At 65.1% G+C, this 15,845-nt stretch carries 15 protein-coding genes; 3 read left to right on the top strand and 12 right to left on the bottom strand.

What is annotated here, in order from left to right; genetic code table 11:
* Positions 1-2: 2 nt before the first annotated feature.
* From JGU72_RS12125 to JGU72_RS12115, 3 genes are read right to left on the bottom strand one after another with little or no spacing between them, the layout of a single operon-like run.
* The gene (locus tag JGU72_RS12125; RefSeq protein WP_199684147.1) at positions 3-1,163 is read right to left on the bottom strand and encodes an SPFH domain-containing protein; all 1,161 of its coding nucleotides are present in this window, start codon (positions 1,161-1,163) and stop codon (positions 3-5) included.
* The gene (locus tag JGU72_RS12120; protein ID WP_199684146.1) at positions 1,164-1,595 is read right to left on the bottom strand and encodes an NfeD family protein; all 432 of its coding nucleotides are present in this window, start codon (positions 1,593-1,595) and stop codon (positions 1,164-1,166) included.
* Between the two features lie 24 nt (positions 1,596-1,619).
* Positions 1,620-2,447, bottom strand: a complete 828-nt coding sequence (locus JGU72_RS12115; protein ID WP_199684145.1) for a DUF3097 domain-containing protein — start codon at positions 2,445-2,447, stop codon at positions 1,620-1,622.
* A gap of 66 nt (positions 2,448-2,513) precedes the next feature.
* On the opposite strand from JGU72_RS12115, the gene JGU72_RS12110 reads away from it, so the two are divergent.
* Positions 2,514-3,323, top strand: a complete 810-nt coding sequence (locus JGU72_RS12110) for a hypothetical protein (RefSeq protein ID WP_199684144.1) — start codon at positions 2,514-2,516, stop codon at positions 3,321-3,323.
* 13 nt (positions 3,324-3,336) lie between these two features.
* On the opposite strand, the gene JGU72_RS12105 is transcribed toward JGU72_RS12110, so the two are convergent.
* The 8 genes from JGU72_RS12105 to JGU72_RS12070 form a co-directional block, all read right to left on the bottom strand.
* Positions 3,337-4,386: a ferrochelatase gene (locus JGU72_RS12105; protein WP_199684143.1), complete on the bottom strand. Its 1,050-nt coding sequence runs from the start codon at positions 4,384-4,386 to the stop codon at positions 3,337-3,339.
* Positions 4,386-5,219 carry an NADH-dependent enoyl-ACP reductase InhA gene (inhA, locus tag JGU72_RS12100; protein ID WP_199684142.1) on the bottom strand — a complete coding sequence of 278 codons (834 nt, stop codon included), beginning with the start codon at positions 5,217-5,219 and terminating at the stop codon, positions 4,386-4,388. The genes JGU72_RS12105 and inhA overlap by 1 nt, the downstream gene beginning before the upstream one ends.
* Before the next feature lie 55 nt (positions 5,220-5,274).
* A complete protein-coding gene (fabG1, locus tag JGU72_RS12095; protein ID WP_199684141.1) occupies positions 5,275-5,991 on the bottom strand; it encodes a 3-oxoacyl-ACP reductase FabG1 in 717 nt (238 codons plus the stop codon).
* Between the two features lie 58 nt (positions 5,992-6,049).
* A complete protein-coding gene (locus JGU72_RS12090) occupies positions 6,050-7,048 on the bottom strand; it encodes a VWA domain-containing protein (RefSeq protein ID WP_199684592.1) in 999 nt (332 codons plus the stop codon).
* A gap of 2 nt (positions 7,049-7,050) precedes the next feature.
* Positions 7,051-8,001, bottom strand: a complete 951-nt coding sequence (locus JGU72_RS12085) for a DUF58 domain-containing protein (RefSeq protein WP_199684140.1) — start codon at positions 7,999-8,001, stop codon at positions 7,051-7,053.
* Entirely contained in the window at positions 7,998-9,107 is a 1,110-nt protein-coding gene (locus tag JGU72_RS12080) for an AAA family ATPase (protein WP_199684591.1), read from the bottom strand. The genes JGU72_RS12085 and JGU72_RS12080 overlap by 4 nt, the downstream gene beginning before the upstream one ends.
* A 267-nt stretch (positions 9,108-9,374) precedes the next feature.
* The gene (locus JGU72_RS12075; protein WP_199684590.1) at positions 9,375-10,832 is read right to left on the bottom strand and encodes an NlpC/P60 family protein; all 1,458 of its coding nucleotides are present in this window, start codon (positions 10,830-10,832) and stop codon (positions 9,375-9,377) included.
* A 404-nt stretch (positions 10,833-11,236) separates the two neighbouring features.
* The gene (locus JGU72_RS12070; RefSeq protein WP_233531888.1) at positions 11,237-11,848 is read right to left on the bottom strand and encodes an Rv1476 family membrane protein; all 612 of its coding nucleotides are present in this window, start codon (positions 11,846-11,848) and stop codon (positions 11,237-11,239) included.
* A gap of 234 nt (positions 11,849-12,082) precedes the next feature.
* Between JGU72_RS12070 and JGU72_RS12065 the strand changes: the two genes are divergently transcribed.
* On the top strand, positions 12,083-14,902 hold the full coding sequence (locus JGU72_RS12065; RefSeq protein ID WP_199684139.1) for an aconitate hydratase: 2,820 nt from the start codon (positions 12,083-12,085) through the stop codon (positions 14,900-14,902).
* 75 nt (positions 14,903-14,977) lie between these two features.
* On the top strand, positions 14,978-15,556 hold the full coding sequence (locus JGU72_RS12060; RefSeq protein WP_199684138.1) for a TetR/AcrR family transcriptional regulator: 579 nt from the start codon (positions 14,978-14,980) through the stop codon (positions 15,554-15,556).
* 66 nt (positions 15,557-15,622) lie between these two features.
* Here JGU72_RS12060 and JGU72_RS12055 read toward each other — a convergent pair whose 3' ends face one another.
* Positions 15,623-15,844 (bottom strand): helix-turn-helix domain-containing protein, encoded by a 222-nt coding sequence (locus tag JGU72_RS12055; protein WP_199684588.1) that lies wholly within the window; start codon positions 15,842-15,844, stop codon positions 15,623-15,625.
* Position 15,845 lies beyond the last annotated feature (1 nt).

The following is a 15,845-nucleotide window of genomic DNA, read 5'->3' as shown; positions in this document are numbered from 1 at the left end:
ACCTATTCCTGCAACTCCCCCGGCGGCGTCCACGCGACCTGGGGCTTGTGCGCGGGCGGCAGTCCGTCCACCGGTTGCCGTGCGATGGCCTCGGCATCGCGGACAGCTTGAGCGATGTCGGGGTCCGTCCTCGTGTCGAACCAGCCGGCGACCTCGTCGGAATCGTCTTCGGGTCGCGGCAGATTCTCGTCGGTCGTCGCAGATGGTTCGTACCGGAAGACGCCGTCGTCACCGGGCGCACCGAGCGTCCGCGCGAAGCCCTTGAGCGCATCGCCGAAATCGCTCGGCACCAACCACACCTTGTTTGCGTCGCCCTGCGCCATCTGCGGCAGGGTCTGTAGATACTGGTACGCGAGCAGTTCCGGGGTCGGCTTGCCGGCTTTGATTGCGGCGAAGACCTTTTCGATTGCCTTCGCTTGGCCCTGCGCCTGCAGGTACTTCGCGGCCCGCTCGCCCTGCGCACGCAGGATCCGCGACTGCCGCTCACCTTCGGCTGCGAGGATCGACGCCTGCTTCGCGCCTTCCGCGGACAAGATCTGGCTCTGCTTCTGACCTTCGGCAGTCTTGATCGAGGACTCGCGAATACCTTCGGAATTCAGGATCATCGCGCGCTTCTCGCGATCGGCCTTCATCTGCTTCTCCATCGATTCCTGGATCGACGGCGGCGGATCGATACTCTTCAATTCGACCCGCGCGACCCGAAGGCCCCAGCGACCGGTCGCTTCGTCGAGCACACCGCGTAGTTGCTTGTTGATCGAATCGCGTGAGGTCAGCGTCTCCTCGAGAGTCATGCCACCGACCACGTTGCGCAGCGTCGTCACCGTCAACTGCTCGACCGCGGCGATGTAATTGCTGATCTCGTAGACCGCCGCCTGCGGGTTGGTCACCTGAAAGTAGACGACCGTGTCGATGTGCAGGGTCAGGTTGTCCTGGGTGATCACGGGCTGCGGTGGGAAGGAGACGACGCGTTCGCGCAGATCGACTTTCGCGCGAATTCGATCGACGAACGGCACGAGGAACGTCAGCTGTCCCGACGCTGTCCGCGCATAGCGGCCGAGTCGTTCGATGACGGCGGCTTCGGCCTGCGGTACCAGCGCGATCGACTTGAACACCACGACAGCGACGAACGCGACGATTACGCCCAGCACAATCAACGCAACCATTTACGGCCCCTTCCAGACGACGGCGGTAGCGCCGTCGATTCTCATGACTGTGACGGTCGTCCCGGGTGGGTAGACCTCGGTCAGGTCGAGCGGCCGTGCAGTCCACACGTCGCCGTCGAGCTTGACCTGACCCGCATGTTCCCCGACCTCTTCCAGAACCAGCGCGCGCTTACCGCTCAGAGCGTCGACATTCGTCGCGAGCGCCGGACGGGAACCCAAGCGCCGCAGCAGCATCGGTCGCACGACCGCAAGCAGTGACAGCGACAGCACACCGAAGATCACCGCATCGAGCCAGACCGGAAACGGCGTGACCGCACTCACGCCCGCGGTCGCAAGCGCACCGCCGGCCAACATAAGCAGAAAGAAGTCGCCGGTCAGCGCCTCGGCGGCGGCCAGCAGAACACCGGCGATCAACCAGATCAGTGGTCCCACAAGACCACTGTAGCCACATCGGGCCTAGTCGGTGGCGGTCACGAAATCGACGAGACGTTCTACGGCACCGATCAACGGCGATTCCAGGTCACGGTAGGAATTGACGGCCGCGTAGACCCGCCGCCAACCCTCCTGCGGGGTCCCCCAGCCGAGCCGTTTGCACACTCCCGTCTTCCAGTCCTCGCCGCGCGGAACCTTCGGCCACGCCTGGATACCGACAGCCTTCGGCGTCACCGCTTCCCAGACGTCGATGAACGGGTGCCCGGTCACGAGGACGTACGGCCCCAACCCGGTGGTGAGCTGAGTTTCCTTCGAACCGGTCACCAGGTGGTCGACGAGCACGCCGACCTTCCGGCCCTTGCCCGGCCCGAACGACGCGAGGCGCTCGCCGAGGTTGTCCAGACCTTCCAAATGCTCGACGACGACACCCTCGACGCGCAGGTCATGACCCCAGACCCGCTCTACCAGCGCCGCATCGTGCACGCCCTCGACCCAAATTCGGCTCGGCAGCGCCACCCGCGCTCGCAAGCCCTCCACCTTGGTCGATCCCGACGCCGAACGAGTAGCCGCTGTCTTCTGTGGTTTCGCCGTCGGCCGCACCAACGTGACCGGTTTGCCGTCGATCAGGAAGGCCGCCTCGCGCATTGCGAACAACCGGGTCCGCCGAGCGCCGTCCTCGAGTCGAACGAAATCACCGTCGTAGGTTTTGTCGAAGCCGACGACCGCGCCACAGAAACCGGTCGCGGCGTCCTCGACGACAAGATCGCGCTCGGCTTCTACTTTGGGTGTCACCGGCTTCCGGGCACGTGCGTGCCCGGCGTAGATGTCGCCGTATCCGTTTCGTGGGCTCACGGCCGACCACGGTAGCCAGCTTCGGAGTTGCACGCTGCGTGCCACGCCGACATATGCTCGTTGATTATGGTTTCACCGAGTGCATCCCTGACGATGTGGGCCAGTGCCTGGCTCGCGGGCAACTGTGCGCCCGACGACGTCCTGGACGCCATGCAGGAGTGGGCGCCCATGCACCTCGTCGGTGCCGCCGATCCGGTCATCGCCCATCGAACCGGGTTGCCGTGGCCGGACGCGCGCGACGCCGAAACCATGTCGGCCCTCAAGACTGTTCGGGAGGCCGCGGGGCACGACGGCTCCGCATTGCGGTTGGTGCTCCCGGTCCCCGGCGACGTCCGCGGCCTGCCCCCCGCCGGCCCGTTCACCGCCGCCGCAATCACCACGGGCGAAGGCCTCCTGGTCGGCAATCCGGGCACCGAGGGCGTCGGGCTCGTACCGGTTCGGTCGGGTCCGGACGTGTTGTGCTGGACCATCTTCGGTGTCGACATACCCCCGCGCGCCGAAGAACTCGGTCTCGGCGAAGCCGAGTTCGCCATGCGGACCGCGATGCGAGACGCAGCGGACGCGATGGCAGCCGTCCAACGTGTCGGCACGACCGAGTTCGATCCGCGGGCAGCACTCGAAGAACAGTTCGCCGAGAATGCGCGACACAAACTGCCCGACGCGGTGCCGACGCGTGCACTCCGAATCCTCGAGAGTGCAGACCGAGTAGACGCGATACTTGCTGTGGCGCAACGCGGATCGACCGCAACCGCGTTGACCGCCGCGGGCGCCGACAACATCGACGGACTGCTCAGACCGCTCTATGCAGCAGTGCGCTCGGCCCGCCTCGCCGCCATCGAGTCGTGCGTCCGAACGGCCACACGCGAGCTCGGCTAGACCGGCGCCGCGCTCAGACCGGCAGCGGACTCCGCGCCTGGCAGCAGCCGATGACGCACGGGACCCCGTCGGCCGTGCAACCGAACGCGGGTTCGCGCCCGAGCCGGCGCGGTTGTTCACCCGCGAGGTGCTCGGCCACGAGGTCGACGATCATGGCAGCGAAACGCGGGTCCGAACCGGGAGTCGCCGCCCGCGCGAACGCCATTCCGAGTTCGGCGGCCTTCTCGGTTGCTTCGTTGTCCAAGTCCCACACGACCTCGAGGTGGTCGGACACGAAACCGACCGGACTCACGATGACGGCATCGAAACCCTTCGCGGACAGGGCTTCCAGATGATCGCAGATATCGGGCTCCAGCCACGGCACCTGCGGCGGCCCCGAACGGGACTGCCAGACGAGGTCGAAATCGTCGAAACCTGCTGCCGCAGCGCATAATCGGGCCGCGTCGTAGACCTGGCGGCTGTAGAGTTTGCCGCCTGCCTCAGGCGGTCCGGCTTCGTTGTCCGCGCGCACCGGAATCGAATGCGCGGTGAAGACCAACCGAGCGCCGCCTCTCCGCTCCGGCGGCAAGGTACCGGCTGCAGCTGAGATCGCTTGTCCCACAGCCTCGATCAACAGCGGATGATCGTAATACTGGCGGAGTTTCACCAACGTCGGCGCGTCGGGACCCACCGCGGAGCGGGCCTGCCGAATGTCTTCGTGGTACTGGAGACAACCCGAGTAGCCCGCCCACGCCGACGTCGGAAAGACCAGCGCGTTCCGGATGCCGTCGTCCCGCATCCGCCCAACCGTATCGGCGACCAGCGGATGCCAGTTGCGATTACCGAAGTAGACGGGAAGCCCGATCCCTGCTCGCGCCAGCACCGCCTCCACGTCCGCGATGATCCCCCGATTGAGAGCGTTGATCGGGGACACACCGTCGAAGTGGTAGTAGTGCTCCGCGACGGCAAGCAGGCGTTCGCGTGGTACTCCCCTGCCGCGAGTGACGTTCTCCAGGAACGGCATTACATCGGCGCGCTGCTCCGGTCCACCGAACGAGAGCAGCAGCAGCGCATCGATTGCCATCAGCCGGCGAAATTCTCCGGGAACCACATGTTGTGGCTCGCGCCGCCGTCGACGTAGATGATCGAGCCCGTTGTGCCCGGCAACCAGTCCGACAACAGAGCCACAACCGACTTCGCGACGACCGACGGGTCGTCGACGTTCCAGCCGATCGGCGAGGCACCGTCCCAGTAGGTGTTCAGCATGTTGAGCTGCTTGGCGTCGTCGGTCGCTGTGCCCGCGATCGCCTTGGCTGCAAGGGTCTTGATCGGTCCTGCGGCAACGAGATTGGACCGAATCCGCTTCGCGGCACCGACCTCGCGAGCGACGTAGCGGTTCACCGACTCGAGCGCGGCCTTCGCCACGCCCATCCAGTTGTAGTACGGCATCGCGGTGCGCGGATCGAAGTCCATGCCGACGATCGAACCGCCCTCGTTCATGACGGGCAGCACGGCGCGAGCGAGCGAGGCGTAGCTCCACGCCGAGATCTCGAAGGACTTCGCGGCATCTGGTCCGGGAGCATCGAGGAACGGCAGCGCCTCGGGCCCCATGAGGGTCCGCGGGGCGAACGCAATCGAGTGCAGCACTCCATCGATGCCCTCGGGTGCGAGGTCACCGATCTTGCCCGCGAGCTCGCCGAGGTTTTCCTCGTTGGTCACGTCCAGCGGAATCGCCGGCGGTACCTCTTTCGGCAGTCGCCGCGCGATCCTGTCGATCAATCGCAAGCGCTCCGGAATACCGGTTATGATCACCTTGGCGCCTTGCTCCTGCGCTACCGCCGCCGCATGGAATGCGATGGAAGCATCGGTGATGATGCCGGTGATCAGGATGGTCTTGCCCTCGAGCAATCCCGCCATGTCGTTCTCCTAATGCCGAGTAAGTGGTGCCGACGAGTACGTGGTGTCGATCAGGTCAGTGGCCCATGCCCATGCCGCCGTCGACGGGAATGACGGCGCCCGACACGTAGCGTGAGTCCTCCGATGCCAGGAAGCTCACGACAGCTGCGACTTCTTCGGGCTGGCCGAGCCGCTGCAACGGAATGAACTTCTTGGCCATGTCGCGCAAATCTTCGGGCAGCTCGGCCGTCATGTCTGTCTCGATGAACCCCGGCGCGACGACGTTGGCAGTGATCGACCGCGAACCGAGTTCGCGCGTGATCGATCGCGCGAGACCGACCACACCGGCCTTGGACGCGGCGTAGTTGATCTGACCGGCCTGCCCACTGAATCCCACGACCGAGCCGAGGAAGATCATCCGGCCCCACTTGGCCCGCAGCATCGCGCGGTTGGCCCGCTTCGCGACGCGGAACGCACCGGTGAGGTTGGCGTCGAGCACGCGGGTGAACTGGTCCTCGCTCATCCGCATCAACAATGTGTCATCGGTGATACCGGCGTTGGCCACGAGCACCTCGACGGGCCCCTGGTGCTCTTCGATTTCCTTGAACGCCTTGTCGATCGAATCCGTGTCGGTGACATCGCACTGAACACCGAACAAGCCCTCCGGTGCACCTGAACTGCGATGTGTGACAGCGACTTTGTGGCCGTCTGCCGCGAGTCGCTGTGCAACAGCAAGACCGATGCCACGGTTGCCGCCCGTGACGAGTACCGAACGCGAAGTGGGAGTCGACATGGGAACAACCTATCTGTTCGAGATCGGGGTAAATGAGGCGACTCTGGGAAAGCGCCTGTCAGGGCAGGCGCTGGCGGCGAATCAGCGATACCGCTATCCCGGCGACGATGACGATCAGCCCGAGCGCGAGCCACGGTTTACTCGCGTCACCGCGCGTGTACTCGTAGCCGATCTGTTCCTCGAGGGTGTCGAACACTTCGTTCAACTCTTCGAGGCTCTCAGCGGTGAAGAAGTTTCCGCCCGACAGACGCGCGATCTCCTCCAGCGACTGATCGTCGACGGGGACCGGTACGCGTTCGGATCCGCCGCCCTCCTGGTTCGGAATGTCGACCGTGCCGTCCTCGGTGCCGAACGAGATCGTCGAGACCGGGATGCCCTTCGATTTCGACTCGCGGGCGGCGGTGAAGGCACCACGCGGATCGTCGGGATTTTCCGGGACCGTCTGTTTACCGTCCGACATCAGCACGATTCGCGCGGGCGGCGCTTCGTTCCCGCCGCCCAGCACCGCGGCGAGGGTTTCGATCGATTTGAGGGCCGTGAAGATGCCTTCGCCGGTGGCTGTTCGCTCACTCAGCCGCAACGACCCGATCGCCGCCTTCGTCTGCTCCCGGTCTGTCGTAGGTGACACGAGGACCGACGCCGTACCGGCGAACGCGACAAGGCCGAGGTTGATACCCGGCGTGAGGCCGTCAGCAAAGTCCGTCGCAGCCTCCTGGGCGGCCTTCAGCCTGCTCGGCCGGACGTCGGTCGCCTCCATGGACAGCGATACGTCGATGACCAGAATCACCGTGGCGCGGTTGCGCGGGATCTTCTTCGTCTCGGTCGGTCCTGCCATCGCGACGGTCAGCAGCATGACGCCGACGAGCAGCAACGCGATCGGCAGGTGCCGCAAGAAGCCCGGCCGTTTGGGTGCGACCTTCTCCAGCAACTCCATGTTGGTGAAGCGCAGGACGTGCTTCTGCTTGCGCCGCTGCACGAAGACGTAGGCGATCGCGAGGAGGGCGACGACGATGAGGAGGAGAAACCATTTGGGGTCTGCGGGTTCCGCGATGCTCAAACTCACTGGCGCGGCACCCGATTCACTGGCGCACCGAAACTGTGCCGACGAGTCGCGACGAACCTGACTACGTCGGTGATCCAGTCCCGATCCGTGCGCAGCGTCATCACCGGTGCGCCACAGCTACGCAACGATTGCTCCACCTGCTCGCGGTGAGCCTGCGCGGCATCCGCGAAGTCGGCGCGCAGATCGTTCGTGATGTTGAACTCGCGGGTCCGCCCGGTCTCAGGGTCGTGCAAGACGACGTTGCCGACGTCCGGCAGTTCCAGATCGCGCGGATCGAGCACCTCGATCGCCAGCAATTCGTGCCGCGCCGAAATTGCGCGCAGCGACCGCTGCCAGTCGATCGGGCCGAGGAAGTCGCTGATGACCACTGCGAGACCCCGTTTGCGCTGCGGCCGGCGCAGCGACTCGATGCCGCCGCGCAAGTCACCGCGGACGCCGCTCGGCGCCCGTGGCGTCGTCGCAATCTTGCGCAGCATCGAGCGGGCATGCATCCGGCCGCTGCGGGCGGGGATCCGAACCATCCGGTCGCCGGTCGCGACGACCGCACCGATCCGGTTGCCGCCGCCGCTGGTCAGGTGCGCGACCGCTGCCGCGGCCGCGACGACGAGGTCACGCTTCTCGCAACGCGCGGTACCGAAATCCAGGCTCGCCGACAGGTCCGCGACCACCCACGTCTCGAGCTCGCGGTCGGCAACCATCTGCCGCACGTGCGGGTGCGTCGTCCGGGCGGTCACCGACCAGTCCATCTGACGGACGTCGTCACCCGGTTGGTACATGCGGGAATCGCCGGGTTCCGAGCCGGGTCCGGGGATCAGTCCGAGGTGGTCGCCGTGCAGCACACCGTCCAACCGCCGACGGACGGTGAGCTCGAGGGTGTTCAGCGCTGCGGACAGCTTCGGGTCCAACAACTCACCCGACTGGAACGACGGCGGTGCGTGAGCCGTCACTGCGGCTTGGTCAGCGAGATCTGGTCAGCGCCGTTGCTTACGCCCGGCGGCGGCTGCTGCGGCTGTCCCCCCTGCTGCTGTCCCCCCTGCTGCGGCGGCGCGCCGTACTGCTGCTGCGGCGCAGGCGCATGTTGCATTCCGGTCGGGACCTGCTGGCCCTGCGGGCCGAGTGGCTGCGCGGCAACCTGCGGCAGACCGACTGTCTGCAGAACTTTGGTGATGATGTCCTCGGGCGAAACCTCGTCGGCAAGTGCGTCGTACGACAGCACCAACCGGTGCCTGAGCACGTCGGGAATGATTTCGAGAACGTCCTGCGGCACGACGTAGTCACGGCCGCGGATCAGGGCGAGTGCACGAGCGGCGGCAATGATGCCCAGGCTCGCGCGCGGCGACGCGCCGTAGGAGATCCAGCTCGCGACATCTGTGAGGCCGACCTTTTCCGGCGCACGAGTCGCCGCGATCACGCGCACGACGTAGTCGACCAATGCGTGGTGAACGAAGACACCACTTGCGACCTTCTGCAGGCGGACCACCTCGGCGGCGGAGAGAACCGCTTTGGCCTCGGGCGGAACCACGCCCATGCGATAGACGATCTCGCGCTCTTCCTCGATCGAGGGGTAGTCGACGAGGACCTTGAACAGGAAGCGGTCGCGCTGCGCCTCGGGCAGCGGGTACACACCCTCGCTCTCGATCGGGTTCTGGGTGGCCATCACCAAGAACGGATCGGGCATCGGGTACGTCTTGCCACCGATCGAGACATGGCGCTCGGCCATGACTTCGAGCAGCGCCGACTGCACCTTCGCGGGCGCGCGGTTGATTTCGTCGGCGAGGACGAAGTTGGCGACGACCGGTCCGAGTTCGGTATCGAACTGCTCGCGGCCCTGCCGGTAGATACGCGTACCGATCAGGTCGGTCGGTACCAGGTCGGGGGTGAACTGCACACGCGAGAACGAACCGCCGATCACCTTCGCGAACGTCTCGACGGCGAGCGTCTTGGCGATACCCGGCACACCTTCGAGGAGGATGTGCCCGCGTGCCAGTACGCCGACGAGCAACCGCTCGACGAGCCGGTCCTGCCCGACGATGACCCGCTTGACCTCGTACATGGCCTTTTCGAGCGTGGCGACGTCCGCAGCGAGTGTGGATTTCGGTGGGACCGAACTCGCGTCCGCGGTCGCCACGCTCCCAGCGGGCACCGCGTTCCCCGCCTTGCCGCTCGCCCGGTCTGATGAGGTCACCAAGAATCCACCGCTTTCAACCTAGGAGTCGTGCTCGATTCAGCTACCGACACAACTATTCCAGGTGTGAGCGAATTGTGCCGCTACGGCCCTCGAGATCGTCGTGTCGATCCTTCTGTATTGCCCGATCGGACTCTATGAAACCATCCGGACGGCGTACGGCATCAAGCCGTCTTCACGAACGTCGCTGACCTTCACGACATCGCCGGATTGCGGCGCCTCGAGCATCTTTCCGTCACCGAGATAGAGCGCGACGTGCTGACTGCCGTTTGCTCCCCAGAACAGCATGTCGCCGCGTTCCATGTCGTCGATCGGCACCTGTTCGCCCGCTGTGTACTGGTAACCGCTGTAGTGCGGAAGCGAGAAACCGATGCCGGCAAAGGCGTAGATCATGAGCCCCGAGCAGTCGAACCCGACCTTGCGGTAGTCGCCGTAACTGTCGGCCACGCCGCCGTCCTTGATGCCCTTTGTCGGCCCGTTCTCATCGCCGCCACCCCAGGCGTAGGGCACACCGAGTTGCGACATACCGCGATCGATCACCGTCTCGACGGCGTCCGAGCCTGTCGCCGACGGGGCCGGTCGGGTGCGCGTGCGCGGCCGGGTGCGCGGAGTCTCCGACGCCGATTGCTCGGGTTCGTCGAGCTGAGTGTGCGGACGCTGGCCGGCCGCCAATTCGGCGGCTCTGTCCCGCGCGGCCTGGTTCGCGGCGACCCGGGCTGCAGCCTCGTAGGCAATTTGCTGCGCCGTCTCGGCCGCCGCTTCGATGGCCTGTTGCTCGGCGATCTGCTGCGCGTTCCAGCTCTCGTAGGCGGTGCGTTGGCCTTCGAGGCCCGCAACGTTCGAGCGCGCCGCGTCCAGTTGCGCTTGCGCGACGTTTCGCTGGTTCTCGATTTCGGTCTTGCGGGACTGTTGCTGGCTCAGCGCTGTCTCGGCCACCGAGATCGCGTTCTCCGCCTCGCTCTTCTTGCTTGCAGCCTCCATGGCAGCCTCGTCGGCGTCTTGCTTGGCCTTGCGCGCCGACGAGTCTTTGTTGGCCTCTTCGGTTCTCGCACGTTGCAGGCCGTCGAGGACTTTGTCGCGGCTCTGTGAGATCAGTTCGACGACCTGTGCTCGGTCGATGACCTCGTCGGGCGTGGCTGAGCCCAGGTACGACGCGACCGAAGTTGCTCCGACATTGCCCTGCGTATAAGACATCGCGACGTACCCGTCGAATTTCTGCTGGGCCGCAGCAATCTCGTCGGTCGCGGCAGAGAGCGCCTGTCTGCTCAGAGCGACCGCTGCGTTCGCGACGTCGGCGAGGTCACGCGCGTTCTGCAGGTCGACGAGCGCTTTGTTCACTTCTTCACGCTTCAGAGCCACTTCGTCGTCGAGCGCACGCAGCTGCTCGTTGGCCGAAGCGACCTGGTTGATGAGGTCGCCGACCGTGCCCAACTGCGATTGGACGTGCGAGTCCGCCTGGGCGAGGTCGCTATCGCTCGGATTGGGCGGTGGCGGGGGCACGGCAATCGCCTGCCCGCTGAGTGTGACGGCGAGGGCTGCGGCGACGAATGCACCCAAAAGTGCTCGCACCGCGGTCGTCGCGGTCCGCGGCATGCCGCAGCTGCTCGACCTTCGATTCACAGATCTCTCCTCGGTCCGCAAAACCCGGGGCGATCCGACGCAGGCAAGCAATGCGCGCACAGCGCACGGCCGACACTCTGTCACCCTCCGCACCAGCGGGCACGAATGGCACCAGCGGACGCGAACAGCAACACAGTGATCCTTGCGACACACCTTCCCCAGTTGTGTCAAAGGCACCGTACGACACTTTCCGCACTAAAGGAACTCCAGTCACAAATAACATCAGAGTAATTCGACCGCCTCTCACCTGCGGAGATGCCGATCAGGCGCCCAAAAGTGGCGTTATTGTCGAATTATGCGAATTGGAGCGGCGATTTCCTGCCTCGGGACTCCGAGACGAAATTGTCATGCACAATCGCTATGAACAGACGACCAGTTCAGTCGATCGTCGCGTGCTCGGTCGGAGCCGGCTCCTCGGGCGTCGTGCCGCGCCGCGTCTTGACGACATACAGCCCACCGACGATCGCAAGGGTGGTCGCGAGGATGACGCACGTGATCGCCGTCCACGGCTGGCTGTAGGTCGACAATTCGTTCACAAAGTTGTTGGCAGCCTTTTCGGAGTTGCCGCCCGACCACTTGGCCGGATCTTCGGCCGTCTCGAGCTGGACTCTGCTGATCGAGTCGCTGTAGGTGCCGACGTAATCCGGACTCAGCACGAGGACGGTGCCGCCCTCGTGTTTGCCGACCTCCGTGGCGAGGTCCCGCAGCATCGAATCGTGGCCCGGATTCTTGTCGACGACGATGATCGTCAAGTCGATACCTTCGGCCTCCGCATGTGCGACGACCTTCGTCATCGCCGCGACTTCCGCCGGTGGCGCGCAGACGTGGTCCGTTGCGACGTCCGCGAGCACGTCGTCGAGATCGACGTCCGGCGGCAACGCTGCCGGCGCGGGCGCGAATGCGGCCTCGAACGCTCCAGCGCTGACGGCTCCAGCATTGGCGGCTTCGGCACTGAAAGGCGTGACGCTCAGGGACACAGAAATTCTCATCCGGTTGGTCGTATGCACACGCGATCGGGCCGATCGCGGGCTCGAGTGCACATTACGCGACGAGGCTCACAAACTTTGCGCAAGACTGCGCGCGATTCCGCCCCGAAATTTCACAGGACAAGCGTACTGTTAGACTCGGAACAGAGGCGGAGAGCCGGACAGTCGGCCGATCAGCCTCGCCTTGGCCGTCGACACAGCCCAGTCGGCGGCGACCCCATAACGAGTGGAGCTGACGTGACGAAAAGCATTGATACGTTCGGCGCCAAGGGCACGCTCGAGGTCGGCGAGAACTCTTACGAGATCTTCCGGCTCTCCGCGGTGCCTGGTACCGAGAAACTTCCTTACGCCCTCAAAGTACTTGCCGAGAACCTGTTGCGCACCGAAGACGGTGCCAACATAACCGAGGACCACATTCGCGCGATTTCCGAATGGGACCCGTCGGCCGACCCGAGCATCGAAATCCAGTTCACGCCGGCCCGCGTGATCATGCAGGACTTCACCGGTGTCCCCTGCATCGTCGACCTTGCCACCATGCGCGAGGCCGTCACCACCCTCGGCGGCGACCCGAGCAAGGTCAACCCGCTCTCGCCTGCCGACATGGTCATCGACCACTCGGTCATCCTCGACGTATTCGGACGCGCTGACGCTCTCGAGCGCAACGTCGACCTGGAGTACGAGCGAAACGGCGAGCGTTACCAGTTCCTGCGGTGGGGCCAGGGCGCGTTCGACGACTTCAAGGTCGTCCCCCCGGGCATGGGCATCGTCCACCAGGTCAACATCGAATACCTCGCACCGACGGTCATGGTCCGCAACGGCCAGGCCTATCCCGACACCTGCGTCGGAACCGACTCGCACACGACCATGGTCAACGGCCTGGGCGTGCTGGGCTGGGGCGTGGGCGGCATCGAGGCCGAGGCAGCCATGCTGGGCCAGCCCGTCTCGATGCTCATCCCCCGCGTCGTCGGCTTCAAGCTGTCGGGCGAGATCCACCCCGGCGTCACCGCCACCGACGTCGTCCTCACCGTCACCGACATGCTGCGCAAGCACGGCGTGGTCGGCAAGTTCGTCGAGTTCTACGGCGCCGGTGTCGCCGAAGTGCCGCTGGCGAACCGCGCAACGCTGGGCAACATGAGCCCCGAGTTCGGCTCCACCGCTGCCATTTTCCCGATCGACGAAGAAACGATCAACTACCTGCGCCTGACCGGCCGCACCGACGAGCAGCTCGCTCTCGTCGAGGCATACGCGAAGGAACAGGGCATGTGGCACGATGCCGACAAGGAGCCCGTCTACTCCGAGTACCTCGAGCTGGACCTGTCCACCGTGGTTCCGTCGATCGCAGGCCCGAAGCGCCCGCAGGACCGAATCATGTTGAGCGAGTCCAAGGTTGCGTTCCGTAAGGACATCCACAACTACACGAGCGACGACGAGTCCCGTCCCGCTGCGGCCACCCCGCACACGCACCTGGACGAAGCTGTCGAAGAGTCGTTCCCGGCCAGCGATCCGGCCGTCCTGTCGTTCGCGGACGACGACGCGATCGATGTCGCCTCCGCAGCCAACGGCGCCGAGGGTCGTCCGAGCAAGCCGATCAAGGTCACCACGGACGAGAAGGGCGAGTTCATCCTCGACCACGGCGCCGTCGTCGTCGCGGGTATCACGTCCTGTACGAACACCTCGAACCCCTCGGTCATGCTCGGCGCTGCACTGCTCGCCCGCAACGCCGTCGACAAGGGCCTCTCGACCAAGCCGTGGGTGAAGACCAACATGGCTCCCGGCTCGCAGGTCGTCAACGACTATTACGAGAAGGCCGGCCTGTGGCCGTACCTCGAGAAGTTGGGCTACTACCTCGGCGGTTACGGTTGCACCACCTGCATCGGTAACACGGGTCCGTTGCTCGAGCCGATCTCGAAGGCGATCAACGACAACGACCTCACCGTGACCGCGGTGCTCTCGGGTAACCGCAACTTCGAGGGCCGCATCTCCCCCGACGTGAAGATGAACTACCTGGCGTCGCCGCCGCTGGTCATTGCGTACGGCCTTGCGGGAACCATGGACTTCGACTTCGAGCACGACGCACTTGGCCAGGACACGGACGGCAACGACGTGTTCCTCAAGGACATCTGGCCGTCGCCGGCGGAGATCGAGGAGACAATCGCGTCTTCGATCAACCGGGACATGTTCTCGTCGTCCTACGCCACGATCTTCGAGGGCGACCACCGTTGGAAGGGACTCAACACCCCCGAGGGCGACACCTTCGAATGGGACGAGAATTCGACCTACGTTCGCAAGGCGCCGTATTTCGACGGCATGACGATGGAAACCACACCGGTCACCGATATCGAGGGCGCCCGCGTGCTCGCGCTGCTCGGTGACTCGGTCACCACCGACCACATCAGCCCGGCCGGTCCGATCAAGCCGGGGACGCCTGCCGCGCAGTACCTCGATTCGCACGGTGTGGAGCGCAAGGACTACAACTCCCTGGGCTCGCGTCGCGGCAACCACGAGGTCATGATTCGCGGCACGTTCGCGAACATCCGCCTGAAGAACCAACTCCTCGACGACGTCTCGGGTGGCTACACCCGCGACTTCACCCAGGACGGCGGACCGCAGTCGTTCATCTACGACGCCTCGCAGAACTACCAGGAGGCCGGCATCCCGCTGGTCGTGCTGGGCGGCAAGGAGTACGGCTCCGGTTCCTCGCGCGACTGGGCGGCCAAGGGCACCAGCCTGCTGGGTGTGCGGGCGGTCATCGTCGAATCGTTCGAACGTATCCACCGCTCGAATCTGATCGGCATGGGCGTGATCCCGCTGCAGTTCCCCGCGGGTGAATCGGCGAAGTCGCTGGGCATCACCGGCACCGAGACGTTCGACATCTCGGGTATCGAGGAGCTCAACAACGGCAAGACTCCGAAGGCGGTCCACGTGACCGCCACCAAGGAGGACGGGGAAAAGATCGAGTTCGACGCGGTCGTCCGTATCGACACACCCGGTGAAGCCGACTACTACCGCAACGGCGGCATTCTGCAGTACGTGCTGCGGAACATGGTCCGGTCCTAAGGCGCTAGCGCCTGTGCGCGGTTGGCGAGTCTCTGGACTCGTCGACTGCGCACAGGCCAACCGAAGGGAGGCCCGTTGCCGAAAGTCAGCGATGATCACCTCGCCGCGCGTCGCAGTCAGATCCTCGACGGCGCCCGGCGCTGCTTTGCCGAGTTCGGATACGACGGTGCGACGGTCCGGCTGCTCGAAGAAGCGACCGGACTGTCCCGCGGTGCGATCTTTCACCACTACCGAGACAAGGACGCGCTGTTCCTGGCGCTCGCCCATGAGGATGCCGCCCGGATGGCCGAGGTTGCGGCCACCCAGGGTCTGGTCCAGGTTATGCGGGACATGCTCGCCCACCCGGAGGAATTCGATTGGCTCGGAACACGTTTGGAGATCGCACGCCGGCTCCGAACCGACACCGAGTTCAGGCAGAATTGGGAACAGCGTTCAGAAGAGCTGACGGCCGCGACCGTCGCACGACTGGAACGACGAAAAGCAGAGGGGCGCCTGCGTGAGGACGTCCCCACCGAGGTACTCCTCGGCTACCTCGACCTGGTGCTGGACGGCTTGATCGCGCGAATAGCGTCGGGCCACACCAGTGACAACCTGTCCGCGGTGCTCGACCTCGTCGAAGAGTCGGTGCGGCGGAAGTATCCGCCGAGCGCATAGTTGTTCGGGCCGCGCGCATCGCGACGGCCTGAACAACCGCACACTCGATGCGGCCGCGCACCACCGTCAGGTGACGGCTTTGCGGCGGTTTGCGCCGCCTCGACCGCGCAGCTGCGCCTTCGATTCAACGAGGACATTGTGAATGAAGCCGTACGAGCGGCCGGTCGCTTGAGCGAGCGATCGGATGCTTGCACCAGCCTCATACTGCCTCTTGAGCTGAGTTTGCAGCTTGTCGCGGGACTTGCCCGTGACACGGGCTCCCTTGGGAAGACCAGCACTGTCGGCCATG

It is taken from the genome of Antrihabitans auranticaus (genome assembly GCF_016481275.1).
GTDB lineage: Bacteria > Actinomycetota > Actinomycetes > Mycobacteriales > Mycobacteriaceae > Antrihabitans.
This window is presented reverse-complemented; position numbering and strand designations above follow the sequence as displayed.